Origin of the sequence: Streptomyces sp. NBC_00090 (assembly GCF_045160815.1) — a bacterium.
GTDB lineage: Bacteria > Actinomycetota > Actinomycetes > Streptomycetales > Streptomycetaceae > Streptomyces.
Window position 1 is genome coordinate 6116393 of the sequence record NZ_CP108224.1, and the last position, 25186, is coordinate 6141578.

Sequence of the window (25186 nt, forward strand, 5' to 3'; positions counted from 1 at the left end):
CCGTCCGAGGGGGACGGGGCCGGTTCCCGCGCGGCGGGTCAGTGGCGCGAGGACGTGTCCGGCTCCTCCGAGTCCGTCGACCAGACCTGCCAGGGCTGGCGGGCCACCCACTCCTCCACCGGGGCCGGTTCGAGCGCGAGCACCTCCGCCGACACCCCGTCGTCACCCGCCATGAGCAGCGGGTCCGTCTCGCTCGCCATGAAGTGGTAGACCCCCGCCACCCCGGCCGCCGCCTCCGGGCCGACGAGTTCGGCCAGTCCGTGCTCGAAGTCGACCGGATCCAGCTCCTGGTACCGCACCGTCCGGCCGAGGCCCCGGCCGAAGGCGGCCGCGAGTTCGCCACCGGTCAGCGCCGTCGAGCCGCCGATGTCGAAGGTGCGCCCCTCCAGGCCCTCCCCGGTCAGGGCCGCGAGGGCCGCCTCGGCAAGACCCCGGTGCGAGAGCCACGCCGTCCGCGCGGACTCCGGCAGCGGATAGGCGAGCACCCCGTCGTCGACGAGCGCGGGACCGTTCCACGGCGAGAAGAGGTTGTCGAGGTAGACCGGCGGCCGGATCACCACCAGCGGCACCCCGCTGTCCCGCAGCACCTCCTCCGCGAGGCGGCGCGTCTCGAACGCCGCGTACTCCGTCGGCCCGTGCGGGATACGGGTGTTGGTGTTGAAGACCAGCCGGAGGACACCCGCCTCCAGGGCCGCGTCCGCGACGTTCCGCGCGTACGCCTCCACCCGCTCCGGGGCGTACACCAGCGGCATCGTGACGAACGCGTGCGTCGCCCCCTCGAAGAGCCGCCGCACCTCGGCCCGCCGCCCCAGGTCGCCGGCGAGGAAGAAGGCGCCGGGAAGCGGCGGCCGGTCGGCCTCCGGGCGCCGCGTCAGGGCGCGCACCCGGTGGTGCCGCTCGACCAGCAGGCGGGCCACCGCGCCGCCCTGGAACCCGGTCGCGCCCACGACCGCCACCCGCATCGGAATCTGACTGGACATGTGTTTCTGAGGCCCTTCGATAGGCTGTCGCTGCTGTCGTGTCGGCTGCTTCCAGGCTCGCCGCGACGGCTTCGGCCGTTCAATTAACAAACCGGGGCGGAAGTTGAAGGATCGTCCATGGAAACCGTGGGAACCGACCGTCACGACCAGTGCGCGCGGCACGACACCAGTGCCGAGCGCGAGGACCTGCTGAGCGAACTACTGAAACCCCTCCGGCTCACCGGAGTCTTCGACAGCCGCTGGCACGTCCGCGCCCCCTGGGCCATCGAGGGCGACGCCGAGCGCAGCTGCGCCGTCCTCCACTACGTCGTCGAGGGCGACTGCTGGATCACCACCGACGGGGAGGCCTCCGTCGAACTGCACGCCGGCGACCTCGTCGTCTTCCCCACCGGCACCGCGCACCGCCTCTCCGACCGGCCCGAGCGCCAGGGCGTCCCCCTCAAGGCCGTCCTGCCCGAACGGCAGCCCGGCACCTCCGGCGAGATAGTCATCGAGGGCACGGGACCCGAGGCCCGGCTGCTCTGCGCCGGACTCCACTACGACGCCAGCGCCGCCACCGGCCTCTACACCTCGCTGCCCTGGGCGCTCGTCCTCGACGGCGCCCAGGTCGACCGCGAACCCCTGCTCCGCGACACCCTCCGGCTGCTCGCCGCACCCGACCGGCCCGTCGGCCCCGGCGACCGGCTCATCACCCTGCGCGCCTTCGAGATGGCACTCGTCCTCGCGCTCCGCCCGCTCCTCCGCGAACTCGCCGACAACCCGGCCTCGCTGCCCCTGCTGCGCCACCCCGGCATCAGCCGGGCCGTGGTGATGATGGCGACCCGCTTCGCCGAACCGTGGACGATCGACTCCCTCGCCCGGGAGGTCGGCATGTCCCGCTCCGCCTTCACGGCCGCCTTCCGCGACCTGGTCGGCGAGTCCCCGGCCCGCTACCTCGCCGCCCGCCGCATGCAGGAGGCCGTACGGCTCCTCTCCGAGACCTCGCTCCCGCAGTCGGCCCTGCCCGCCCGCGTCGGCTACCAGAGCGCCGTCGGCTTCCACCTCGCCTTCCGCAAATGGTTCGGGGTGACACCGGGCGAGTACCGCGCGGGGGTCGTCAGGGCCGCCTGATCCCGGTAGCGCGCCGCCCGATCCCGGTGGCGCGCGCCTGCTCCGGGGGCGCGGCCCGGACCGGGCGCGTGCCGCCCGGTCAGGCCGGCGCCGCCGGGTCCAGGCGGCGCGCCGGGGCTGGCCGGTTCTTAAGAACCCCTGGACGGACGTTCATTGCCCGGACGGACCTCGCCGGACAGGCTCGGGACGGCAGAGCCGTGACACCCGAGGAGAGGCGAGCGACCGGTGACGAGGTCCGGGCAGGAGTATCTGGAGGCGCTGCGGGACGGGCGCGAGATCTGGCTCGACGGGGAACGGGTCAAGGACGTCACCGCACACCCCGCCTTCCGGGCCTCGGCGGCCTCCTTCGCCGGTCTGTACGACCTCGCCGACGACCCCGTGCACCACCCCGTCCTCGTCCAGGGCGGAGTGCGCCGCGCCTACGCCGTGCCCCGCTCGTACGAGGACCTGGTGGCCCGGCGCCGGGCCTTCCGTACGACGGCCGAGGCGAGCTACGGCTTCCTCGGCCGCACCCCCGACTACATGGCCGCCGGCGCGGCCGGCTTCGCCGCCACGCCCGCCGTCTTCACCGGCGAGACCTACGACGGCGCCGGGCAGGCCCTCGCCTTCCACCGCCGGCTCGCCGAGGGCGACCTGCACGCCGCCTTCACCCTCACCAACCCGGCCTCGGGCCCCGGCGAGGACGACCTCACGCTCCGGATCGTCGAGGAGCGCGACGGCGGGATCGTCGTCCGCGGCGCCAAGACCATCGGCACCGGGGCGGTCTTCGCCGACGAGATCCTCGTCGGCACCATCGAGCCGCTGGCCGACGACGACACCGAGCACGCCGTCACCTTCTCCTTACGGCTCGACACCCCCGGCCTCAAGCTCATCTCCCGCACCTCCTACGAGGAGCGCTCCCGGTCCGTCTTCGACCACCCGCTCTCGTCCCGGTACGACGAGAACGACGCGATGCTCGTCTGCGAGGACGTGTTCGTGCCCTGGGAACGGGTCCTCACCTACCGGGACCCCGCCACCACCGGCGCCATCTGGTGGCGGACCCCGGCCTACCTGAACTTCGTCCACCAGTCCGCCACGCGCTTCTGGACCAAGCTGGAGTTCCTCACCGGCCTCGCGATCCTCGTCACGCGCTCCCACGGCACCGAGAAGCTGCCGGCCGTCACCCAGGCCCTCGGCCGGCTCCTCGGCATGGTCGCCCAGGCCAAGGCCTTCGTGCTCGCCGCCGAAGCCTCGTACGAGGAGGTCGACGAGGGCCGCGGCGGGGTCCGGCCGGGCCAGGAGATCTCCTTCGCCCAGCGGATCATGGCCGGCGAGCTCTACCCGCGCGCCGTCCAGGACATCAAGCTCCTCGCGGGCGGGGCCCTCGTCCAGCTGCCGGCGAGCGGCCGGGACCTCCTCCACCCCGAACTCGGGCCGCTGGTCCGGCAGTACTTCCGCACCCCGGGACACCCCGCCGAGGACCGCCTCAAACTCCTCAAGCTGGCCTGGGACGCGCTCGGTTCCGAGTTCGCGGGCCGCCACGAACAGTACGAGCGCTTCTACCACGGAGCCCCGCACGTCTACCTGACCATGCAGACCTGGGCGGGCTCCGCCGGGGCGTGCGAGAGACTCGCCCAGACCTGTCTCGACGGCTACGGCCTGGGGACGACCCGGTGACGACACCGCGACCACGACCACGACCAGGGGGGCCGCGGCGCGGGGCGCTCGTGCTCCTCGCCGCCACCCAGCTGCTGCTGATCACGGACACCGCGATCGTCAACGTCGCCCTGCCCTCCGTCGGCGCGGACCTCGGCTCCGGCTCCGCCGGCCTCTCCTGGGTCGCCAACGCCTACCTGATCACCTTCGGCGGACTGCTCCTCCTCGGCGGCCGCGTCGCCGATCTCCTCGGCCACCGGCGGGTCTTCCTCGCCGGCCTCGCCCTGCTCGCCGCGGCCTCCGCCGCCGGCGGCCTCGCCCCCGGCGCCGCCGCCCTCGTCGCCGCCCGGGCCGCCCAGGGCGTCGGCGCCGCCCTCGCGGCGGCCGCCGCCTTCGCCCTGCTGCTCCTGCTCTTCCCCGACGGCCCCGCCCGGCACCGGGCGCTCGGCGCTTTCGCCGCGATGGGCGGCCTCGGCGGCGTCCTCGGCACGGTCCTCGGCGGCGTCCTCACCGATCTCCTCGGCTGGCGCGCCACGTTCTGGCTGAACGTCCTGCTCGCGGCCGCGCTCGCCGCCCTCGCCCTCCGCCTCCTCGACGACCACGCCGGACGCGGCGGCCACACCGGTCGCGGCGGCCACACCGGTCGCGGCGACCACGCCGGTCGCGGCGACCACGGTGGGCGCGGCGACCACGCCGGACTCGACGACCACGGCGGGCGCGAAGACCACGCCGGACTCGACGACCACGGCGGGCGCGAAGACCACGCCGGTCGCGACGGCTTCGACCTCGCCGGGGCGCTCACCGCGACCGCCGGACTCGGGCTCGTCGCCTACGCGCTCGTCGGCGCGGCCGAGTCCGGCTGGAGCTCCGCCCGCACCCTCACCGCCGGGGGAGCCGGACTCGCCCTGCTCCTCGCCTTCGCCGCCGTCGAGACCCGCGCCGCCGCACCCCTCGTCCCGCCCGCGGTGCTCGCCCGCCCCGCGCTCCGCCTCGCCAACATCCTCGCCGCGCTCGCCCAGACCACGCTGTTCCCGATGTTCTTCCTGGTCAGCCTCTACCTCCAGAGCGTCCTCGGATACGCGCCCCTCGGCGGCGGCCTCGGCCTGCTGCCGCTCTCGCTCGTCGTCGTCGCGGTCGCCCCGCAGACCGGCCGGATGATCTTCCGCATCGGCCTGCACCGGACCATGACCCTCGGCTTCGCACTGCTCTGCGCCGGCACCCTGTGGCTGGCCCTCGCGCTCACCGCCGACGGCACCTTCGCGACCACGGTCCTCGCGCCCAGCCTGCTCCTCGGCGCCGCGCTGCCGCTCGTCATGGTCACCACCAACGTGGCCGCCACGGCCGAGGCCGCGCCCGAGGAGACCGGACTCGCCTCCGGCCTCGTCAACACCAGCCAGCAGTTCGGCTCCGTCCTCGGCCTCGCCGTCCTGGTGGCCGTCGCCGCCTCCCGTACCGGGGCGGGGGAGGCCGCCCGCGCCACCGCCGAGACGGCCGGCTTCCGCGCCGCGCTGCTCACCGGCGCCGCCCTCGCCGCCCTGGCCGCGCTGCTCTCCGTACGCCTCCACCTCCCGGAGCGGGCCCCGGCACCGGAGGACGCCGGTGCCGGTGTACCGGAGCGACGCTGACCGGCACCACCTTCCGAACGATGCCCACGACCACCAGGCGAGTGAGCCGAAGGGGCGCGCGGCTGTCGAGAGGGAGAGCGCGCGGAGGTCCCGAGGAACGAGGGACCGAGCACGGTCGACCGTCGACAGTCGCACGAGCGCCCCGGAGGCGAACCGAGCCCCAAACGAAGAGGAGCGAACCTTGTTCGGCGATCCGCGTCATCGGACCGAGGACATACGTGCCGCCGACCCGCTGGGAGCCGACGCCCTGCTCGCCGCGGTGCCCGCGATGAACGCCCGGGGCGACACCGCCGCCCTGACCGTCGCGCTGCGCGCCCTGGTCCCCGATCCGGACCGGGCCGCGCAGTGGTGCGTCGGGTCCGCGCTGGCGGCGATGCGGGACCTCGGCATCCTGCTCGGTTCGCTGAAACGGCACGGGGTGCAGCCGCTCGCGGCCGTACCGGAGGTGCTGCCGGTGCTGGAACTCCTCGGCCGCCGCACGGACATGGTGCCGCGGGACACGGTCCACCACTACACGACCTGGAACCCGGTCGGCCGGCGCCGCCGCTCGTACACCGGCCATCCGACGGAGGCCCGCCTCCAGGAGGCGGTGCGGATGGTCTTCCCCGGCCTGGTCGCGGCGCTCGACGACTGCTCCCGGATCGCCCGGCTCGAACCGTACGACCCCGGGTTCGCCGCGGCCCTGGACCGGGTCGCCCGTCATCTGCGGGCGATGGTGGACTCGATCGACCTCACGGTCGCGGAGGTCTCCCCGGAGTACTTCGCGCTGACCCTGCGGCCGTACTTCGAGGAGGTCGAGGTCGCGGGCCGGGACTACCTGGGGCCGGCCGCCGCTCAGGTCCCGCTGTGGCTGGTCGATCTGACGCTGTGGCAGTGCGACCGCTCCGACCCCGCGTACGACGGCTTCGTGGCCGAGTCCCTGCCGTACGCGCTGCCGGCCTGGCGGGAGTTCCACGCCCGCCACCGGGGCGGGGTGTCGGCGGTGAGCAAGGTGTCGGCCGCGGCCTCCTGGGAGCAGGTGGACCGGCTGCCGACCCCGCTGGCGGCCTCGGCGGCGGCGCTCGGCCGGGTGCTCCGCGTGCTCAAGACGTTCCGGGCCCGGCACATCGGCATCGCCCGCAAGGCGTACAGCGACGACCTGCGCCTGTACGAGGAGGGCAGCGGCGGCGCCCCGGTCGCGCTGCTGCGCTCGATCCTCGACCTGACCAGGGAGAACGAGACCATGGTGCGCCGCGCGACCGTGCGGCGCAGTCCCGCCGGGGCGCCTGTCGGGCCGACGGCCGCGTAGCGGCGCGAAAGGAGCAGTCGATGTCCCTCCACGCTTCCGCCCTGTACGGACAGGGCCCGCACGTCGTGATCGCCGGCGGCGGTGTCGCCGGGCTCACCGCCGCGCTCTCGCTGCACGCCGCCGGATTCGAGCGCATCACCGTCGTCGAGGCGGCGCCCGCGATCCGCCCGGTGGGCGCCGGGCTCAACCTGATGCCGAACGCGGTACGCGAACTGGCCGCCCTCGGCCTGCTCGACGCGCTGGAGGCGGGTGCCCTGCCCACCCGCGAGCTGCGCTACTACCACCGCTCGGGCAGCCTGATCTCCCGGGAGCCGCGCGGGCTCGGCGCGGGGTACCGCTGGCCGCAGCTCTCGGTGCACCGCGCGCACCTCCAGCAGGTCCTGGCCGGGGCGGTACGGGCCCGGCTCGGCGCGGCGGCGCTGGTGACCGGGGTCCGGGTGACCGGGGTGGAGCCGCTGCCGGACGGCCGGACCCGGCTGTGCCTGGAGCACCGGTCGGGGGCCGTCAGGGGCCGGGCCTCGCTCGAACCGGACGTGCTGGTGGGGGCGGACGGCATACGTTCGGCGGTCAGGGCCGCGCTGCATCCGGGCGAGGGCGGGCCGCCGTGGAACGGGATGCTGGTGTGGCGGGGGGTGTCGCGGATGCCGGCGCGGGCGGTGGGTTCGTTCATGCTCATCGCGGGCGACGACCGGCAGAAGGCGGTGGTGTACCCGATGAGCCGGCCGACCGGTCCAGGCCGGGAGGTCCTGGTGAACTGGGCGCTGGCCCGCCCGGCGGACTCCGGATGCGTGTCCGCGGAGGAGCCGTCGCGGGGCGACTGGAACCGTTCCGTTCCCGTGGAAACGTTTCTCCCCTTCTACGAGGGCTGGGAGTTCGACGGGGTCAGCGTCCCCGACGTACTGCGCGCCGCCGACACCGCGCACGAGTACCCGATGGTCGACCGCGAACCCCTGGACCGCTGGACCCACGGCCGCACCACCCTCATCGGCGACGCCGCCCACGCCATGTACCCGATCGGCTCCAACGGGGCCACCCAGTCGATCGTCGACGCGCGCGCCCTCGCCCACGCGCTGGCCCGGCACGACGACCCGGCCGAGGCCCTCGCCGCGTACGAGCGCGAGCGCCGGCCCGCCATGACGGCGCTCCAGCGCGCCAACCGCCGGCTCGGCCCCGAGGTCGTCATCAACCTCGCCCACGAGCGCGCGCCGCACGGCTTCACCGACATCCACGAGGTCATCCCCGCCGAGGAACTCGCCGCCATCGCCGGGCGGTACGCCGCCACCGGGGCCTTCGACCCGGCGACGGTCAACCGGGGCTCCCCGTACGAGGTGCCGCTCCCGGCGATCGGCTGAGGCGCTCGGCCGTCGCGCTGTGGCCGACCCGCCATGTGCCCCGACCGGCCCTGGCCGACACGCCACATGCCCGACGCGCCCCGGCCGACACGCCACGCGCCCCGACGCGCCGTGGCCCGGCGGGGCGCCGTGCCCTAACGTCGGAGCGGAACGACGGACGCACAGCGTGGTGCGTCCACTCCGCTCCGTACTCGCCTGCGAAGGTGGAACGCGTGAAGGCAATCCGTCGATTCACCGTGCGTCCCGTCCTCCCCGACACCCTTCGACCCCTCGCCGAGCTCGCGCACAACCTGCGCTGGTCCTGGCACGAGCCCACCCGCGCGCTCTTCGCGTCCCTCGATCCCGAGGGACGGACCGGCGCCGACCCCGTCCGGATCCTCGGCGCCCTCGAAGCCCCCCGGCTCGTCGCGCTCGCCGCCGACCCCGACTTCCTCGCCCGGCTGACCGCCGCCGCCGAGGACCTCGACACCTACCTGCACGCCCCCCGCTGGTACCAGCAGGCCACCGGGCACGCGGCCGAACCGCCGGCCGCCCTCGCCTACTTCTCGCCCGAGTTCGGCGTCGCCGCCGCCCTGCCCCAGTACTCCGGCGGCCTCGGCATCCTCGCCGGCGACCACCTGAAGTCCGCCAGCGACCTCGGCGTCCCGCTGATCGGCGTCGGCCTGCTCTACCGGCACGGCTACTTCCGGCAGTCCCTCGGCCGCGACGGCTGGCAGCAGGAGCACTACCCCGTCCTCGACCCCGGCGAGCTGCCGGTGACCCTGCTCCGCGAGGCCGACGGCGCCCCCGCCCGGATCACCCTCGACCTGCCCGGCGGGCGCAGCCTGCACGCCCACATCTGGATCGCCCAGGTCGGCCGCGTCCCGCTGCTCATGCTCGACTCCGACGTCGAGGAGAACGCCCCCGGCGAACGGAGCGTCACCGACCGGCTGTACGGCGGCGGCAGCGAGCACCGGCTCCTCCAGGAGATGCTCCTCGGCATCGGCGGGGTCCGCGCGGTCCGGACGTACACCCGGCTCACCGGTACCCCCGACCCCGAGGTGTTCCACACCAACGAGGGCCACGCCGGGCTCCTCGGCCTCGAACGCATCCGCGAACTCCAGGAGGAGGGGCTCGACTTCGACAGCGCCCTGGAGACCGTCCGGGCCGGAACCGTCTTCACCACCCACACCCCCGTCCCGGCCGGCATCGACCGCTTCGACCGGAGCCTGGTCGCCCGCCACCTCGGCGAGGACGGCGCGCTCCCCGGCGTCGACACGGGCCGCGTCCTCGCCCTCGGCGACGAGACCCCGCTCGGCGGCGAGCCCGGCGTCTTCAACATGGCCGCCATGGGTCTGCGCCTCGCCCAGCGCGCCAACGGCGTCTCCACCCTCCACGGCGCCGTCAGCCGGGCCATGTTCGCCGGACTCTGGCCGGGCTTCGACACCGAAGAGGTGCCGATCACCTCGATCACCAACGGCGTCCACGCCCCCACCTGGGTCGCCCCCGAGGCCGCCCGGCTCGACCGGGACGTCACCGACCGGGAGCTGTGGGAGGTGCGCCGCACCCTGCGCGAACGGCTCGTGACCGACGTACGGGAACGCCTCCGCGCCTCCTGGCGGCAGCGCGGGGCCGCGGCGGCCGAGCTCGGCTGGACCGACACGGTCCTCGACCCCGACGTCCTCACCATCGGCTTCGCCCGCCGGGTCCCCTCGTACAAGCGGCTCACGCTCATGCTGCGGGACAAGGACCGGCTGCGGGCGCTGCTGCTCCACCCCGAGCGGCCCGTGCAGCTCGTCGTCGCGGGCAAGGCGCACCCGGCCGACGACGGCGGGAAGCGGCTCGTGCAGGAGCTGGTCCGCTTCGCCGACGACCCCCGGGTCCGGCACCGGATCGTCTTCCTGCCCGACTACGGCATGGAGATGGCCCGCGACCTCTACCCCGGCTGCGACGTCTGGCTCAACAACCCGCTCCGCCCCCTGGAGGCCTGCGGCACCAGCGGCATGAAGGCCGCCCTCAACGGCTGCCTCAACCTCTCCGTCCTCGACGGCTGGTGGGACGAGTGGTTCGAGCCCGAGTTCGGCTGGGCCATCCCCACCGCCGACGGCGCGGCCGCCGCCGACGAGGAGCGCCGCGACGACCTGGAGGCCGCCGCCCTCTACGAGCTGATCGAGCGCCGGGTCGCCCCCCGCTTCTACGACCGGGGCCCCGACGGGGTGCCGGCCGGCTGGACGGCGATGGTCCGGCGCACCCTCGCCGACCTCGGCCCGAAGGTGCTCGCCGACCGGATGGTCCGCGAGTACGTCGAGCGGCTCTACGTCCCCGCGGCCGCCGCCCGCAGGGCCCTCACCCCGGCCCGGGCGCGGGAGCTCGCGGCCTGGAAGTCCCGGGTCAGGGAGGCCTGGCCCAAGGTCTCCGTCGACCACGTCGAGGTCGGCGACGGGCTCGCGGACGAGCTGGAGCACGCGGAGCTCGGCGCGACCCCGGTCGTCCGGGTCCGGGTCGCCCTCGGCGCGCTCGGCCCCGACGACGTCGAGGTGCAGGCGGTCACCGGCCGGGTCGACTCCGACGACACCCTCGCGGACACCCGTACCGTCTCACTGAAGCCGGCGGGCCGCCCGGACCTGGAGGGACGGCAGCCGTACGCCGGCACCCTGGAGCTCGACCGGACCGGCTCCTTCGGCTGCACGGTCCGCGTCCTGCCCGCACACCCGCTCCTCGCCCACCCGGCCGAACCGGGCCTCGTGGCACTGCCGGAGGAGACGACGGGGGAGGGAGCGGGCGTCCTGCTGCGGTAGCCGGCGTCAGCGCACCTCGGCCTTGTCGGCGAGGTGCCCGTCGACGAAGCAGAGCCGGTACACCGGGACCGCGGCGAGCAGCGTGGAGCGGTAGTACCGGCACTCGTCCATGCCGGGCGGCTCCGTCGGAACGCCCTTCGGCGGGCCGTCCAGCGGGTGGTCGGGCAGGTCCTCGGCGTCGGTGATGGCGGTGAGGGTCTGGCCGATCCGCATGTGGCCGTAGTCGTCCGGTTCCAGGTACGACTGGTGCTGGGTCCACAGGGCGACCCCGGCCATGAGGAGGCCGAGCGCGGCGAGCAGCGCGAGCGGGATCCAGATGGCCTGGGCGAGGCCCTTGCGGACCTGGCGGCGGACGCGGTCCAGCTCCCGGGCCGAGGTGGGCGCGGCGGGGGAGGAGGTCGGGGCGCCGGAGGGCGCCCGGCGCGGCAGGGCCGCCCGGACCGCGAAGCCCCCGTCGGACGTGGGGCCGTGGGTGAGGACCCCGCCCGCGAGCCGTACCCGCTCGTCGAGGCCGACGAGTCCGGTGCCGCCCGAGGCGAGCGGCGAACCGGCGGTTCCGGGGCCGCTCACGACGTCCACGGTGACGCGCTCGGGACGGGCGTCGACCCGGACGTCCACGCTGCCGCCCGGCGCGTGCTTGGCCGCGTTGGTGAGCGCCTCCCGGACCACCCGGTGCAGCGCCCACCCGGCCATCCCGTCCGGTTCGTGCCCCTCCCCGGCCACCGTCAGGGTGACCGCGAGGCCCGAGGCGCGGGCGCGGGAGACGAGCTCCTCGACCGGCTCGCCGCCCGGCGCCGTGGGCGCCGGGTCCTCGTCGGGCTGGCGCAGGACGCCGATGACGTCCCGGAGGCGGGCCGTCGCGTCGGCCGCCGCGCGGCGCAGTTCGCCGGCCGCGTGCTGCTGCGCGGGGCCGAGGGCCGGGTCCACCTCCAGGGCGCCCGCGCGGACGGCGATCAGGGCCAGGTCGTGGCCGAGCGAGTCGTGCATGTCGCCGGCGATCCGGGAGCGTTCCCGCAGCCGCTCCCGGTCGGCGACGGCGGCCTGCTCGCGCTCCATCCGGTCGGCGAGCTCCCAGCCGCTGTGCACGAGGCGGTCGTACTGGCGTACGTAACGGCCGATCAGCCAGGGTGCGACGATCGCGAGCGCCAGCGCGAGCAGCAGGGTGAACCACTGGCCCAGCGAGGTGCCGGTGAGCCGGGTGAGGAACAGCCCCACCGCCGCCACCGCGACGAAGAGCCACAGCGCGCCCCGGGTGTGCTCCTGGCGGCGTCCGGCGAGGTAGCCGAAGGCGATGAGCGCCAGGCTGTACGAGGGGGTGAACAGCTCCAGGGTGGCGGGGAGGCTCAGCGCGACCGTGACCGTGATCGGCGCCAGCGGCCACCTCCGGCTGATGGCGACGCAGCCGCCGAGCACCACCACGCCGACGGCGACCTGGGTCCAGCTCCCGCCGTCGTTGGGGTCCGACCTCAGCAGGACCGGGACGCAGAGCAGCAGCCACAGCCCCAGGTCGAAGAGGCGTTCACGCATCGGGGACCACGCCCGCCTCGTACGCGAGGACCGCGAGCTGGACGCGGTTGCGGAGCCCCAGGCGGCCGAGGACGGCGCTCACGTGCGCCTTGACGGTGCCCTCGACGACGTACAGGCGCTCGGCGATCTCCTGGTTGGAGAGCCCCGCGCCGAGGAGGGCGACGACCTCCCGCTCCCGGCCGGTGAGCGGGGCCAGGCGGGCCCGTGCCTCGGCGGCGCGGCCGAGGCGTTCGCCGCCCAGGGTGTCGATGACCCGGCGGGCGACGGCGGGGGAGAGGGCGGCGCCGCCCCCGGCCACGGCCCGGACCCCGGCGATGAGTTCGCGCGGGTCCCCGGACTTGAGCAGGAAGCCGCTGACGCCGACGGCGAGCGCCCGCGCGATGTAGGCGTCCTCCGAGAAGGTGGTGAGCACGACGGCGGCCGTGTCCGGGACGGTCCTGCGCAGCTCCTCGGCGGCGCCGAGCCCGTCGAGCCGGGGCATCCGGATGTCGAGCAGGGCGACGTCGGGCCGGTGGACGCGGGCGAGTTCGACGGCCTCGTGGCCGTCGCCGGCCTCGGCGACGACCTCGATCCCGGGGTCGGTGGTGAGGATGGCCCGGACCCCGGCCCGGATCATCGTCTCGTCGTCCGCCAGCAGCACCCTGATCATGCGCCCCAGGGTATGCAGACGCGCGGACGCCCGGAGGGAACGTTCCCTCCGGGCGTCCGTCACTTCACTTCAGGCGGTGCGCTTCAGGCAGGGCCTTCTCGGGTTACGGGAAGGTCAGCTTGAAGTTGTTGATGTAGCCGGTGTCGATCGAGGCCTTGTCCTGGACGCGGAGCTTCCAGGCACCGTTGGCGACCTCGGACGAGGCGTTCACGGTGAAGGTCTGGAGGATGTTGTCGGCGCTGCCGCCGGACCGGTTGCTCAGGCTGTAGACCGAGCCGTCGGGAGCGACGAGGTCGACGACGAGGTCACCGCGGTAGGTGTGGACGATGTCCACGTCCACCTTGAGGGTGGAGGGCGCGTTGCCGGTGATCCCGGTGACGTTGACCGTCGAGGTGACCGCGGCGCCGTTGTCCGGGATGGAGACGTCGGCCGCGTTCTCGAAGACCGTGCCCGTGGGCGGCTCGGTGCCGCCGGGGCGGGTACCGACGTTGACACCGGCCCAGGCGTGCTGGACGGCGAGAACCTCGGGGCTGCCGGCGCCGTACAGCTCCGTGGCCACCGCGACGGTGCCCGTGCGGGCGCCGGCGTAGTTGGTGGAGGAGTTGAACTTGGTGGTGAGCGCCTTGAACCAGATCAGCGAGGCCTTGTCACGGCCGATGCCGGTGACGGGCAGGCCGTCGGAGGTCGGCGAGTCGTAGTTCACGCCGTTGACGGTCTTGGTGCCGCTGCCCTCGGAGAGCAGGTAGTACCAGTGGTTCGCCGGACCCGAGGAGTAGTGGACGTCGACGCTGCCGATGCCGGAGTACCAGTAGTCCTTGGACGAGCCGTCCTTGCTCGGCTTGTCCATGTAGCGCAGCGGCGTGCCGTTGCCGCGGATGTCGATCTTCTCGCCGACGAGGTAGTCGCCCTTGTCCTGGGCGTTGTTGGCGTAGAACTCGACGGCCGCCGCGAAGATGTCCGAGGTCGCCTCGTTGAGGCCGCCGGACTCGCCGCTGTAGACCAGGCCGGCGGTGACGGAGGTGACGCCGTGCGTCATCTCGTGCGCGGCCACGTCGATCGAGGTGAGCGGCTTGGCGTTGGCCGAGCCGTCGCCGTACGTCATGCAGAAGCAGGAGTCCTGCCAGAAGGCGTTGACGTACGCGTTGCCGTAGTGGACCCGGGAGTACGCGCCGGCGCCGTCACCGCGGATGCCGGAGCGGCCGTGCACGTTCTTGTAGTAGTCCCAGGTGACGGCGGCACCGTAGTGCGCGTCGGCGCCGGCGGTCTCCAGGTTCTGCGGGGTGCCGTCGCCCCAGACGTCGTCCGAGCCGGAGAAGAGCGTCCCGGTGCCGGACGTACCCCGGTTGAGGTTGTACGTCTTGTGGTTGCCGCGGGTCGTGTCGGTGAGCGTGTACGAGGGCGCGGTGCCGAGGGTCACCTGGCCGCTGTACTGGGTGTTGCCCGTGCCGGTGTGCACGGCCTGCCACTCGTACAGCTTCGCGCCGGTCTTCGCGTCCGTCACGACGTGCAGCTCGTTCGGGGTGCCGTCGTGCTGGAGGCCGCCGACGACGGTCTCGTACGCGAGGACGGGGGCGCCCGAGGCCATCCAGACGACCTTGCGCGGGGCGCGCTCGGCGTCGGTCTCCTTCGAGCCCTCCGCCTTGGCGAGGCCGAGGGCCTGCTTCTCGGCGGCGGCCGGGGCGACGGTGGCCGCGAGGTCGACGTTCTTCAGCTCCGCGCGGGAGGACTTGGTGACCCCGGTGGTCGCGCCGGCCTTGGTCTCGGCGACGATCAGGTCACCGCCCAGGACGGGCAGCCCGGCGTAGGTGCGCTCGTAGCGCGTGTGGGTCGTGCCGTCGCGGTCCTGCACGACGTCACGGACGACCAGCTTCTCCTGGGCGCCGAGGCCGAGGGACTTGGCCGTGGCGGCCTTGTCGGCGTCGGCCGCCTTGATGAGCGCGGTGCGCTCGGCGGGAGTGAGGTCGGCCGGGAGCTTGCCGGGGTTCGCCGAGGTGCCCTGCTGGGCCTTCGGGGCGATGGTCCAGGGATCGTCGGCCGCGGTGGCGGCACCTGCCTGGACGCTCACGGCGAGCATGGCGGCGGCAGCGATCAGAGCGCCGGTCGCGGTGGCGCGACGGCTGGGCGTGGATCTCACGCAGACTCCTTATGCGAGGGGGGTACCGGCGGACTGGGTGGGCCCGACCGGGCGGAGCAAGGAGAGCTGTGGAGCACGTACGGGTGAAGCACTGAACATTGATGCGAAGAGCCGGGGAGAGAGTGACAGGAATGACGGGGACCTGTCATGAGTGCGTCGGCAAGTTGGCCAAAAATCGTTCGCTGCCCGGAAGTCGGTGTTCGTTAACCGGACGTTTCGTCGATCATGGACGCGATGCCGTCCAGCGTTCGCCGGAGCCCGAATTCGAAGAGCGCGTCCAGGTCCAGACTGAAGTCTCCGCCGCTGGTCACCAGGTTCAGCTCGGGGTACGAACCGCCCGCCTGAATCGCGTCGAAGCGTGGCTCATTCTGTTCCATCCACTCGCCGTCGGAGATCCCCGTGTCCTGGCGCGCCTGCTCCTCCAGATCGGCCGCCATCGACAGCCCCTGGACATAGGCGAAGACCAGCAGATGGACGTGGATCTTCTCCGCCTGCGTCAGCGGAGTGCCCCGCAGCGACCGCAGCACCCACTCCATGTACGCCATCGCGTTCGGCGCGGCGACCGGCCGCGTGAACGAGGCCATCGCCTGCGCCATCCACCGGTGCCGCTCGTACACCCCGCGCAGCCAGCGCGCCCCCCGCTCCAGGCCCACCCGCCACTCCGCCGGCACCGGCCCCAGCGGCACCTCGCCGCAGGCCGCGTCCGCCATCAGCCGCACCAGCTCGGCCTTGCCCGGCACATGGCGGTACAGCGCCATCGTCGAGACCCCGAGGGGGTGTCCGGCGGATCATGGCCGGGGTCGTGGCGTGACGACCACCGTGCCCACCCCCGGCTCGGGCCGCACCAGACCCTCCTGGCGCAGCACCGCGAGCGCCTTCGTGGCCGTCGCCACGCCCCACTCGCGCGTGACGGCCCGCGTCGACGGCACCCGTCGCCCGAGGGCGGGGACTGTCAATCATCGCGGGGCAGGGAGGCGCCCGTATGTCCAGGGCGGATGTGTACGTTGCTCATCGGTGATCACGCTGCGCTGGCGCTTGGGTATGGAAGCGAACTGTGTGTGCAGGCTTCCGTCAATATCAGTCGATTTGTGGAATCGTGGTCATGGGCTTGCCCGTGTGATCTAGCTTCGAGGTGTGAGTGAACGTGCGATGGTCAAGCGTCAGTTCGGGCATCGGGCCCGACTCACGCTGACGCCTGTGCAGATTCGGCTCATTGACAATCAGGCACACGCTGCCCGGACGATGTGGAACCTGCTGCACGACTGGTGGACGATGATCCCCAAGTCCCAGCGCTCTCTGGCGGCTGCTGATGCGGCGATCCGGCAGGGCCGCAAGGACGTCGAATGGCTCGGTGTCCTGCCCGCGCAGGCCGCGCAAGCGGTGTTGAAGACGTACTTCCAGTCGTGGAAGAACTGCTGGGACGGCCGGGCGGATGCGCCGAACTTCAAGGCCCGATTCCGCACGGTGATGTCGGTGGACATTCCGCAGGGTCGGGACCTGCATGTCATCCGTGTTCACCGCCGTTGGGGCCTGGTCAACATCCCCAAGGTCGGCCGTGTCCGGTTTCGCTGGACCAAGGAGCTCCCGGTCGGCAAGCGCTCCAGTAACGACAACCGGATCACCGGAGCCCGGCTGGTCAAGGACGTGCTCGGCTGGCACATTGCTTTCCGTGTCCAGACCCTGGAATCCCGGCCCGAGGCGCACACCGGTCCTGAGGTTGGCGTCGATGTGGGCGTCAACCTCTCTCTCGCCCTTTCGGACGGGCAGTCCTACGACCATGACGAGTGGCTGACTCGGCAGGAGGAAGCGAAGCTTTCCCGACTGGAGCGGCGGGCCGCACACCGCAATAGCTTCCGTAAGCGTGGGGAGAAGGCCTCTCGGCGTCTGCGGGGTACGTATGACCGGATCCAGGCACTTCGTGCGAGAGCCAAGCGCAGGCACCCGGACTGGCAGCATCAGATCACCGCCGACATCTCCAAGAAGTACGGCACCGTCGTGGTGGAAGCACTCACCGTCACGAATATGGTCAAGTCCGCCAAGGGAACCATCGATCAGCCAGGGAAGAACGTCGCCCAGAAGTCCGGCCTGAACCGCTCTATCAGCCAGGAGGCGTGGAGCCGCACGTTCGAGCTGCTGACGTACAAGACAGTCCGCAACGGCGGCACGCTGGCGAAGGTCCCCGCCCCTGGCACCTCCCAGCGCTGCTCGGCATGTGGTCGCACCACGCCGGGCAGCAGGGAGAACCAGGCCACGTTCGTGTGCAAGAACCCCGACTGCGGCTGGTCAGGCAACGCCGACCACAATGCATCCAGGAACGTCTTGCACCTGTACCGGATGGGCCTCGCGCTCGTCCCGGCTGCCGGAAGGGCAGTCGCCAGGCGCGCCCGACGCGTCAAGCCCACCGCCGCGAGGCAGGGGGGAATCTCCTGGCGCGAGCCAGGAGACCACTTCAATTCGCCATCCCCTCCATCAACGCCACGGCACCGGAAAACGCGTGGCGAGCGATAAGGGCGCGGCCCGAATGCCTCCACCTGGTCCTGCCCACGGGCGCAACCAGGGCCCGGCAAGCCAAGGCCCTCAGCCCACCAGGCTGTCGCGCCACGCTCGGTGCAGGCCCGCGTAGTGGCCCTCGCCCGAGACCAGGCTCTTCGGAGTGCCGTCCTCGACCACCCGGCCCGACTCCATCACCAGGACCCGGTCCGCCACCTCGACCGTCGAGAGGCGGTGGGCGATGACCACCGCCGTACGGCCCGCCAGGACCGTGTCCATCGCCCGCTGCACCGCCCGCTCGCCCGGCACGTCCAGCGAGCTCGTCGCCTCGTCCAGGATCAGGACCGCCGGGTCCGCGAGCAGCGCCCGGGCGAAGGCCACCAGTTGGCGCTGGCCGGCCGAGATCCGGCCGCCGCGCTTGCGTACGTCCGTGTCGTAGCCGTCCGGGAGGTTCGCGATGAACTCGTGGGCCCCGATGGCCTTCGCCGCCTCCTCGATCTCGTCGCGGGTCGCGTCCGGTCGGCCGATCGCGATGTTCTCCGCCACCGTGCCGGAGAAGAGGAACGCCTCCTGGGTCACCATGACCACGCCTCGTCGCAGGTCCGGTGTGGTGAGATCCCGCAGGTCGATGCCGTCGAGCAGTACCCGGCCGTCCGTCGGGTCGTAGAAGCGGGCCAGGAGCTTGGCGAGCGTCGACTTGCCCGCGCCCGTCGCGCCCACCACCGCCACCGTCTGGCCCGCCGGGATCGTCAGGTCGAAGGCGGGCAGGACCTCGCCGCCCGTCCGGTACGCGAAACGGACCTTCTCGAAGACCACCTCGCGGCCGGGTGCGTCCGTGCGGTTGGGCAGTTCCCGGGGGGCTGTCGTCTCCGGGACTCCCGGCTCCTGGGCCAGGAGGCCCGCGATCTTGGCGAGGCTGGCTGCCGCCGACTCGTACGAGTTGAGGAACATGCCCAGGCGGTCGATCGGGTCGTACAGGCGCCGCATGTACAGCACGGCCGCCGCCAGGACGCCCAGCTCCAGCGTGCCGCCCGCCACGCGGTACGCGCCCCACAGGCACATGCCCGCCACCGCCGTGTTCGCGACGAGCCGCGAACCGACGACGTAGCGGGCCATCTCCAGGAGCGCGTCGCCGTTGCTGCGCTCGTGCCGGTGGTTGAGCACCGCGAACTCGGCGTCGTTGGTCTCCTCGCGGCGGAACGCCCGGACCGGCCGGATCCCGTTCATCGTCTCCGCGAACTTCACGATCACGCCCGCGATCGCCGTGGACCGCTCGGCGTAGACCGCGCCCGCCCGGCGGCGGTAGAGCCGCACCAGGAGGTACAGCGGGACGAAGGAGGCCACCGCCACCGCACCGATGCCGAGGTCCAGCCAGAGCAGGACGGCGGCGATGGAGACGAAGGAGAGGACCACGCCGATCAGTTCCTGGAGGCCCTCCGAGAGGAGTTCGCGGAGTGACTCCACGTCCGTCGTGGAGCGGGAGATCAGCCGGCCCGAGGTGTAGCGCTCGTGGAAGTCCACGCTCAGGACCTGGGCGTGACGGAAGATCCGGCCCCGGAGGTCCAGGAGCACGTCCTGGTTGACGCGGGCCGCCACCCGTACGAACGCGTACTGGAGGACTCCCGAGAGCGCGGCGCAGAGCAGGTAGCCGAGCGCCACCGCCGCCACCGGGCCGTGGTCCCCGGCCCGGAACGCCGGGACGCCCCGGTCGATGGCGTACGCGACGAGCAGCGGGCCCGCCTGGACCGCCGCCTCCTTGACGAGGAGGATCAGCGCGGCGGCCGTGACCCGCAGGCGGTGGCTGGCGAGCAGGGAACGCAGCAGCGCGCCCGTCGCCCCCTGGGGTGTCGGCAGGTCGTCGCGGTCGAAGGGGTCCGCGGGCGGTGTGCCGGGGAGGGGAGCCTCCTGGGCCTCGTCCCTTGTCGCGACGGTGGTGTCCGTCATCGGTTCTCGTTCCCCTCGTCGTCGGACCTGTCCGCGCCGGACATCAGCCAGGCGTACTCCTCGCTGCTCCGCAGCAGTTCCTGGTGCGTGCCCACCGCCGTGATGCGGCCCCGCGAGAGCAGCGCGACCCGGTCGGCCAGCATCACCGTCGACGGGCGGTGCGCCACGACCAGCGCCGTCGTCTCGCGCAGGACCTCCCGCAGGGCGGCCTCCACCCGCGCCTCCGTGTGCACGTCGAGCGCCGAGAGGGGATCGTCGAGGACCAGGAAGCGGGGCCTGCCGACCACCGCGCGGGCCAGCGCGAGCCGCTGCCGCTGACCGCCCGACAGGCTCAGGCCCTGCTCGCCGACCTGCGTCGCCGTCCCGTCCGGCAGCCGGTCGACGAAGCCGTCCGCCTGCGCCACGCCCAGGGCGCGCCGCAGCTCCGGCTCGCCGGCCCCGGCCCCGGCGCCCATCAGGACGTTCTCCCCGACGCTCGCCGAGAACAGCGTCGGCTCCTCGAAGGCCACCGACACCAGGGTCCGCAGCCGGTCCCGCTCCATCAGCGCGATGTCCTCGCCGTCCAGCAGGATCCGGCCGCCGGTCGCCTCGTGCAGACGCGGTACGAGCGCGGTGAGCGTCGTCTTGCCGGAACCCGTGCCGCCGACCAGGGCCAGCGTCTCGCCGGGCCGGATGTGCAGATCGATCCCGTCCAGGACGGGCGGTGTGCCGTCCGGCGCGTCCGGGTAGCGGAACGACACGGATTCGAAGCGCACCCCGTCGGATCCGTCCGCCGGGGTCGAGGAGGCGGCCGTCTCCGCCTCCTCCTCCGCGTCCATCACCTCGAAGTACCGCTCCGTCGCGGTCGCCGCCTCCTGGCTCATCGCGAGCAGGAAGCCGATCGACTCCACCGGCCAGCGCAGCGCGAGCGCCGTCGAGAGGAACGCGACGAGCGTGCCCGCCGACAGATCGCCGTCCGCCACCTGCACGGTGCCGAGGACCAGAGCCGCCCCGATGGCCAGCTCGGGGACGACGGTGATGACGGCCCAGATCATCGCGAGCAACCGGGCCTTGGTCAGCTCGGTGCCCCGCAGCAGCTCCGCGAGGGACCGGAAGGCCCGGGCCTGGCTGCGGTGCCGGCCGAAACCCTTGACGATCCGGATGCCGAGGACGCTCTCCTCCACGACCGTCGTCAGGTCGCCCACCTGGTCCTGGGCGCGGCGCGCCACCACCCCGTACCGGCTCTCGAAGAGCGAGCAGACGATCACCAGCGGCAGGACGGGAGTGAGCAGCACCAGGCCGAGGGACCAGTCCTGGGCGAGCAGCAGCACGTATCCGGCGAGGATCGTCACGGCGTTGACCAGCAGGAAGGTCAGCGGGAAGGCCAGGAACATCCGGACCAGCATCAGGTCGGTCGTCCCGCGCGAGAGCAGCTGCCCCGACGCCCACCGGTCGTGGAAGGCGATCGGCAGCCGCTGGAGCCTGCGGTACAGGTCGGACCGCATCCGTGCCTCGACCCCGGAGAGCGGCCGCGCCACCAGCCAGCGCCGGTACCCGAAGAGCACGGCCTCGGTGATCCCGAGGAGCAGCAGGTACAGCGCCCCCAGCCACACCCCGCCCGGATCGCGGTCCGCGACGGGCCCGTCGACCATCCACTTCAGGACGAGCGGAATGACGAGCGACAGACAGGAGGCGACGATCGCGACGAGCGCGGCCGCGAACAACCGCGCCCGCACGGGCCGGACGTACGGCCACAGCCGCAACAGCGTGCGCACCGCCGAGCGGTCGGGGGAGGAGGTCACGGGGGAATCCTCGGTGGACTGGTCCGGGGGCAAGGGTTTCTCGGGCATCAGGTCCGACCATACGGTTCACCACTGACACGTCTCATCCGTTTTTCGGCCGTACGCGCACGCTCCCGCGGCCCCCGGGGTCGTACCGGCCGTCAACCGATCGGTTGATGCCGCTTCGAGCGCGATGGCCGATACCGACGGCCGGGCCGGATCGACAGGCTGGGGCCATGACAGCGATCGAGGTGCGGGGACTGCACAAGGCCTACGGCGACCGGAAGGTCGTCGACGGGGTCTCCTTCGAGGTCGGCGAGGGCGAGATCTTCGGGATCCTCGGACCCAACGGCGCCGGCAAGACCACCACCGTGGAGTGCGTCGGGGGACTGCGGACCCCCGACGAGGGGCGGGTGCGCGTCTGCGGGTACGACCCCGGCACACAGCGCGACGAGGTCACGAGGGTCCTCGGCGTCCAGCTCCAGGAGAGCGAGCTCCAGCAGAAGCTGACCGTCCGTGAGGCGCTCGACCTGTACGCCTCCTTCTACGAGCGGCCCGCCGACCGGCACGCGCTCGCGGAGCGGCTCGGGCTGCTGCCCCACCTGAGGACCCGCTTCGGAAAGCTCTCGGGCGGACAGAAGCAGCGGCTCTTCATCGCCCTCGCGCTGATCGGCAGGCCCAAGGTCGTCGTCCTCGACGAACTCACCGCGGGCCTCGACCCGCGCGCCCGCCGCGAGGCCTGGTCGCTCGTCGAGTCCGTCCGGGCGGACGGGGTGACCGTCCTGCTCGTCACCCACTTCATGGAGGAGGCACAGCGTCTCTGCGACCGGATCGCCGTCATCGACCGGGGCCGGGTCGCCGCCCTCGACACCCCCGACGGGCTGATCGGGCGGTCGGCCGCCGCCAAGGAGATCTCCTTCGCCGCGGCCACCCCGCTCGACCCGGCGGAACTCGGCGCGCTGCCCGGGGCCACGCGCGTGGCGACGAGGGACGGCCGGACCGTCGTCGACGGCACCGACGAGACCGTCGCCGCCTTCGTCTCCCTCCTCGCCCGCCGGGGCGTCACGGCCGGCCAGCTCCGGGTCACCGACGCCACCCTCGACGACGCCTTCCTCGACCTGACAGGAGCCGACCCCCGATGAGCGCCACCGTCACCACGACCGCCACCACGAAGGCCACCCGCGCCACCCGCGCCGTCCTGCGCACCGAGGCCCGGCTCTTCACCCGGGAGCCAGGCGCCCTGTTCTGGGTGATGGTCTCGCCGACCGTCCTGCTCGTGATCCTCGGCCTGATCCCCTCCTTCCGCGAGGCCTCCGCCGACCTCGGCGGACGCCGGGTCATCGACCTCTACGTCCCCGTCGCCGTCCTCTTCGCCCTGATCATGTCCGGGCTCCAGGCCATGCCCCCGGTCCTCGCCGGCTACCGCGAACGCGGCATCCTGCGCCGGATGTCCACCACCCCCGTACGCCCCGGGGCGCTGCTGACCGCCCAGCTCGCGCTGCACGCGGCCGCCGCGCTCGTCTCCTCGCTGCTCGTGATCACGGTCGGCCGCCTCGCCTTCGGCGTCGCCCTGCCGGCGAACCTCCCCGGCTACGCCCTCGCCCTGCTCCTCGCCGTCGCGGGCGGTCTCGCGCTCGGCGCCGCCGTGTGCGCGGTCTCCCGTACGCAGAAGATCGCCACCGCCGTCGGCTCGGTCGTCTTCTTCCCCACCATGTTCACGGCGGGTGTCTGGGTGCCCGTCCAGGCGATGCCCCGTACTCTGCAGCAGTTCGTCCAGCTCACCCCGTACGGCGCCGCCTCCAGGGCGCTGGACACGGCCATGTCCGGCGGCTGGCCCGGCTGGGCCGCGCTCACCGTGATGGGCACGTGGACGGTCCTGCTGACCGCCGCCTCGGTGCGCTGGTTCCGCTGGCAGTGACCGTCCGCGAGTGAGAGCGGAAGAGGGAGAAGGAGAGGGCCCGATGCCCACCACCGTCGAGGAGCGCTGGCGCCAGTTCTTCCGCTGGGGGCCCTACGGGCTGCTCGCCGTCGCCACCGTCATCTCCGCCGCTGCGGCGGAGATGCTGATGAGCGGCGGGGAGGAGGTCGCCGCCGGGGCCCTGGTACTCGCCGCGCTCGTCCTCCAGGCGGGGTGGAACCGCCACTGCGCCCGGGCCGCCCGCGCGCGGGACCGGGAGCCCGGCCCCGACGCCGAACCGCCCGGTACGGCGCCCGTGCTCGTGTTCGGGGCGCCCGGGCCCGCCTCCGTCGGCTACTTCACCCTCCGTACCGCCCTGGCCTTCGCCCTCACCTGGCTCAACCCCTTCTTCGCGATCTACGCCTGCATCGGCTACTTCGACGCCGAGCACCTCCTGCCCCGCCGCGCCTCCCGCGTCGGACTCCTCGTCACCGCCGTCACCATGGCCGGCTCCCAGTCCGGCGGACTGCCGCCCGCCGCCCTCGTCAACTGGCTGGCCTTCGGCGGACTGTTCGCCCTCAACCTCTCCCTCGTCGCCGTCTTCTCCCACCTCGGCGGCAAGGAGGCCGAGAAGGCCGCCGAACGCGCCACCACCATCGCCGAACTCGGCCGCACCAACGCCCGCCTCGAACAGGCCCTCGCCGAGAACGCGGCCCTCCAGGCCCAACTCCTCCTCCAGGCCCGGGAGGCCGGGGTCGCCCACGAGCGCCGCCGGCTCGCCGCCGAGATCCACGACACCATCGCCCAGGGCCTCACCGGCGTCATCGCCCAGCTCCAGGCCGCGGCCGCCATCCCCGACCGCGAGCGCGCCGACGTCCACCTCCGGCGGGCCGCCGACCTCGCCCGGGACAGCCTCGGCGAGGCCCGGCGCTCCGTGCGGAACCTGAGCCCCGTCGCCCTGGAGCACGACACCCTGCCCGAGGCCCTGCGCAAGACCGTCGCCGAATGGGCCGAACGCACCGGCGTCGACACCCGGTTCACCGTCACCGGCACCGAGCTCCCGCTCCACGGCGAGGTCGCCGCCACCCTCCTGCGGATCGCCCAGGAGGCCCTGTCCAACGCCGCCCGCCACTCCGGCGCCTCCCGGGCCGGCGTCACCCTCTCCTACATGGACGACGAGATCACCCTCGACGTACGGGACGACGGCCGCGGCTTCGACCCGCTCGCCCGGCCCGGACACGACGCCACGGGCGGCGGGTTCGGCCTCGACGGCATGCGGTCCCGCGCCGAACGGCTCACCGGCTCCGTCACCGTGGAGACGGCCCCGGGCGAGGGCACGGCGATCTCCGCCCGCGTACCGTGGGGCGCGCCATGACTGACATCACCCTTCTCATCGTCGACGACCACCCCGTCGTCAGGGACGGCCTGCGCGGCATGTTCACCGCGGCCGGCTCCGGCTTCCGCGTCCTCGGCGAGGCCTCCGGCGGCGTCGAGGGCGTCGAACTCGCCCTGCGCCTCGACCCGGACGTCGTCCTCATGGACCTGCGCATGCCCGCGGGCAACGGCGTCGACGCCATCGCCGAACTCACCCGCCGCGGCGCCCGCTCGCGGGTCCTCGTCCTCACCACGTACGACACGGACACGGACACCCTCCCGGCGATCGAGGCGGGCGCCACCGGCTACCTCCTCAAGGACGCGCCGCGCGAGGAGCTGTTCGCCGCCGTACGCTCCGCCGCCGAGGGCCGCACCGTCCTCTCCCCGGCCGTCGCCACCCGCCTGGTCACCGCCGTCCGCACGCCCGTCGCCGTCGCCGACACCACCCTGTCCGCCCGCGAGAGCGAGATCCTCGGCCTCGTCGCGAAGGGCACCGCCAACCGCGCCATCGCCGCTGAGCTCTTCATCAGCGAGGCCACCGTGAAGACCCATCTCACCCACATCTACGGCAAGCTGGGCGTCAAGGACCGCGCGGCCGCCGTCGCCGCCGGCTACGACCGCGGGATCCTGGGCCGTTCCTGACC

General features: G+C 73.3%; 18 protein-coding genes. 11 read left to right on the forward strand and 7 right to left on the reverse strand.

The annotated features are described in order from the left end of the window. Positions 1-38: 38 nt before the first annotated feature. The gene (locus OG361_RS27595) at positions 39-980 is read right to left on the reverse strand and encodes an SDR family oxidoreductase (RefSeq protein ID WP_405857734.1); all 942 of its coding nucleotides are present in this window, start codon (positions 978-980) and stop codon (positions 39-41) included. A 117-nt stretch (positions 981-1097) separates the two neighbouring features. Here OG361_RS27595 and OG361_RS27600 point away from each other — a divergent pair, with 117 nt between their 5' ends. From OG361_RS27600 to glgP, 6 genes are all read left to right on the forward strand, one after another. Continuing rightward, positions 1098-2090: an AraC family transcriptional regulator gene (locus tag OG361_RS27600; RefSeq protein WP_384568322.1), complete on the forward strand. Its 993-nt coding sequence runs from the start codon at positions 1098-1100 to the stop codon at positions 2088-2090. Between the two features lie 225 nt (positions 2091-2315). Continuing rightward, on the forward strand, positions 2316-3746 hold the full coding sequence (locus OG361_RS27605) for a 4-hydroxyphenylacetate 3-hydroxylase family protein (protein WP_384568325.1): 1431 nt from the start codon (positions 2316-2318) through the stop codon (positions 3744-3746). 50 nt (positions 3747-3796) lie between these two features. Further along, positions 3797-5350, forward strand: coding sequence for an MFS transporter (locus OG361_RS27610; RefSeq protein ID WP_405857736.1), 1554 nt, complete (start codon positions 3797-3799; stop codon positions 5348-5350). Between the two features lie 181 nt (positions 5351-5531). Beyond that, positions 5532-6638, forward strand: a complete 1107-nt coding sequence (locus OG361_RS27615; protein WP_405857738.1) for a monodechloroaminopyrrolnitrin synthase PrnB family protein — start codon at positions 5532-5534, stop codon at positions 6636-6638. A 20-nt stretch (positions 6639-6658) separates the two neighbouring features. Then, entirely contained in the window at positions 6659-7990 is a 1332-nt protein-coding gene (locus tag OG361_RS27620; RefSeq protein ID WP_405857740.1) for an FAD-dependent monooxygenase, read from the forward strand. 212 nt (positions 7991-8202) lie between these two features. Then, positions 8203-10767 (forward strand): alpha-glucan family phosphorylase, encoded by a 2565-nt coding sequence (glgP, locus tag OG361_RS27625; RefSeq protein ID WP_405857742.1) that lies wholly within the window; start codon positions 8203-8205, stop codon positions 10765-10767. Positions 10768-10773: 6 nt separating this feature from the next. On the opposite strand, the gene OG361_RS27630 is transcribed toward glgP, so the two are convergent. The 4 genes from OG361_RS27630 to OG361_RS27645 form a co-directional block, all read right to left on the reverse strand. Further along, complete coding sequence (locus OG361_RS27630) at positions 10774-12294, reverse strand: sensor histidine kinase (RefSeq protein ID WP_405857743.1); 1521 nt, start codon at positions 12292-12294, stop codon at positions 10774-10776. Then, complete coding sequence (locus OG361_RS27635) at positions 12287-12943, reverse strand: response regulator (RefSeq protein ID WP_405857745.1); 657 nt, start codon at positions 12941-12943, stop codon at positions 12287-12289. Before OG361_RS27635 ends, OG361_RS27630 begins: the two co-directional genes overlap by 8 nt. A 103-nt stretch (positions 12944-13046) precedes the next feature. Beyond that, complete coding sequence (locus tag OG361_RS27640; protein WP_405857747.1) at positions 13047-15077, reverse strand: M4 family metallopeptidase; 2031 nt, start codon at positions 15075-15077, stop codon at positions 13047-13049. 203 nt (positions 15078-15280) lie between these two features. After that, entirely contained in the window at positions 15281-15835 is a 555-nt protein-coding gene (locus tag OG361_RS27645) for a TetR/AcrR family transcriptional regulator C-terminal domain-containing protein (protein WP_405857749.1), read from the reverse strand. Between the two features lie 376 nt (positions 15836-16211). Here OG361_RS27645 and OG361_RS27650 point away from each other — a divergent pair, with 376 nt between their 5' ends. Beyond that, the gene (locus tag OG361_RS27650) at positions 16212-17585 is read left to right on the forward strand and encodes an RNA-guided endonuclease InsQ/TnpB family protein (protein ID WP_405857751.1); all 1374 of its coding nucleotides are present in this window, start codon (positions 16212-16214) and stop codon (positions 17583-17585) included. Between the two features lie 69 nt (positions 17586-17654). On the opposite strand, the gene OG361_RS27655 is transcribed toward OG361_RS27650, so the two are convergent. Then, positions 17655-19511 (reverse strand): ABC transporter ATP-binding protein, encoded by a 1857-nt coding sequence (locus OG361_RS27655; protein WP_405857753.1) that lies wholly within the window; start codon positions 19509-19511, stop codon positions 17655-17657. Next, the gene (locus tag OG361_RS27660) at positions 19508-21340 is read right to left on the reverse strand and encodes an ABC transporter ATP-binding protein (protein ID WP_405857755.1); all 1833 of its coding nucleotides are present in this window, start codon (positions 21338-21340) and stop codon (positions 19508-19510) included. Before OG361_RS27660 ends, OG361_RS27655 begins: the two co-directional genes overlap by 4 nt. Positions 21341-21507: 167 nt before the next feature. On the opposite strand from OG361_RS27660, the gene OG361_RS27665 reads away from it, so the two are divergent. The 4 genes from OG361_RS27665 to OG361_RS27680 are packed head-to-tail and all read left to right on the forward strand — an operon-like array spanning position 21508 to position 25184. Beyond that, positions 21508-22413, forward strand: coding sequence for an ABC transporter ATP-binding protein (locus tag OG361_RS27665; RefSeq protein ID WP_405857757.1), 906 nt, complete (start codon positions 21508-21510; stop codon positions 22411-22413). Then, positions 22410-23189 carry an ABC transporter permease gene (locus OG361_RS27670; RefSeq protein WP_405857759.1) on the forward strand — a complete coding sequence of 260 codons (780 nt, stop codon included), beginning with the start codon at positions 22410-22412 and terminating at the stop codon, positions 23187-23189. The genes OG361_RS27665 and OG361_RS27670 overlap by 4 nt, the downstream gene beginning before the upstream one ends. A 43-nt stretch (positions 23190-23232) precedes the next feature. After that, positions 23233-24543 carry a sensor histidine kinase gene (locus tag OG361_RS27675; protein ID WP_405857761.1) on the forward strand — a complete coding sequence of 437 codons (1311 nt, stop codon included), beginning with the start codon at positions 23233-23235 and terminating at the stop codon, positions 24541-24543. Next, positions 24540-25184: a response regulator gene (locus OG361_RS27680; protein WP_405857763.1), complete on the forward strand. Its 645-nt coding sequence runs from the start codon at positions 24540-24542 to the stop codon at positions 25182-25184. The genes OG361_RS27675 and OG361_RS27680 overlap by 4 nt, the downstream gene beginning before the upstream one ends. The last annotated feature ends 2 nt before the right edge of the window (positions 25185-25186 follow it).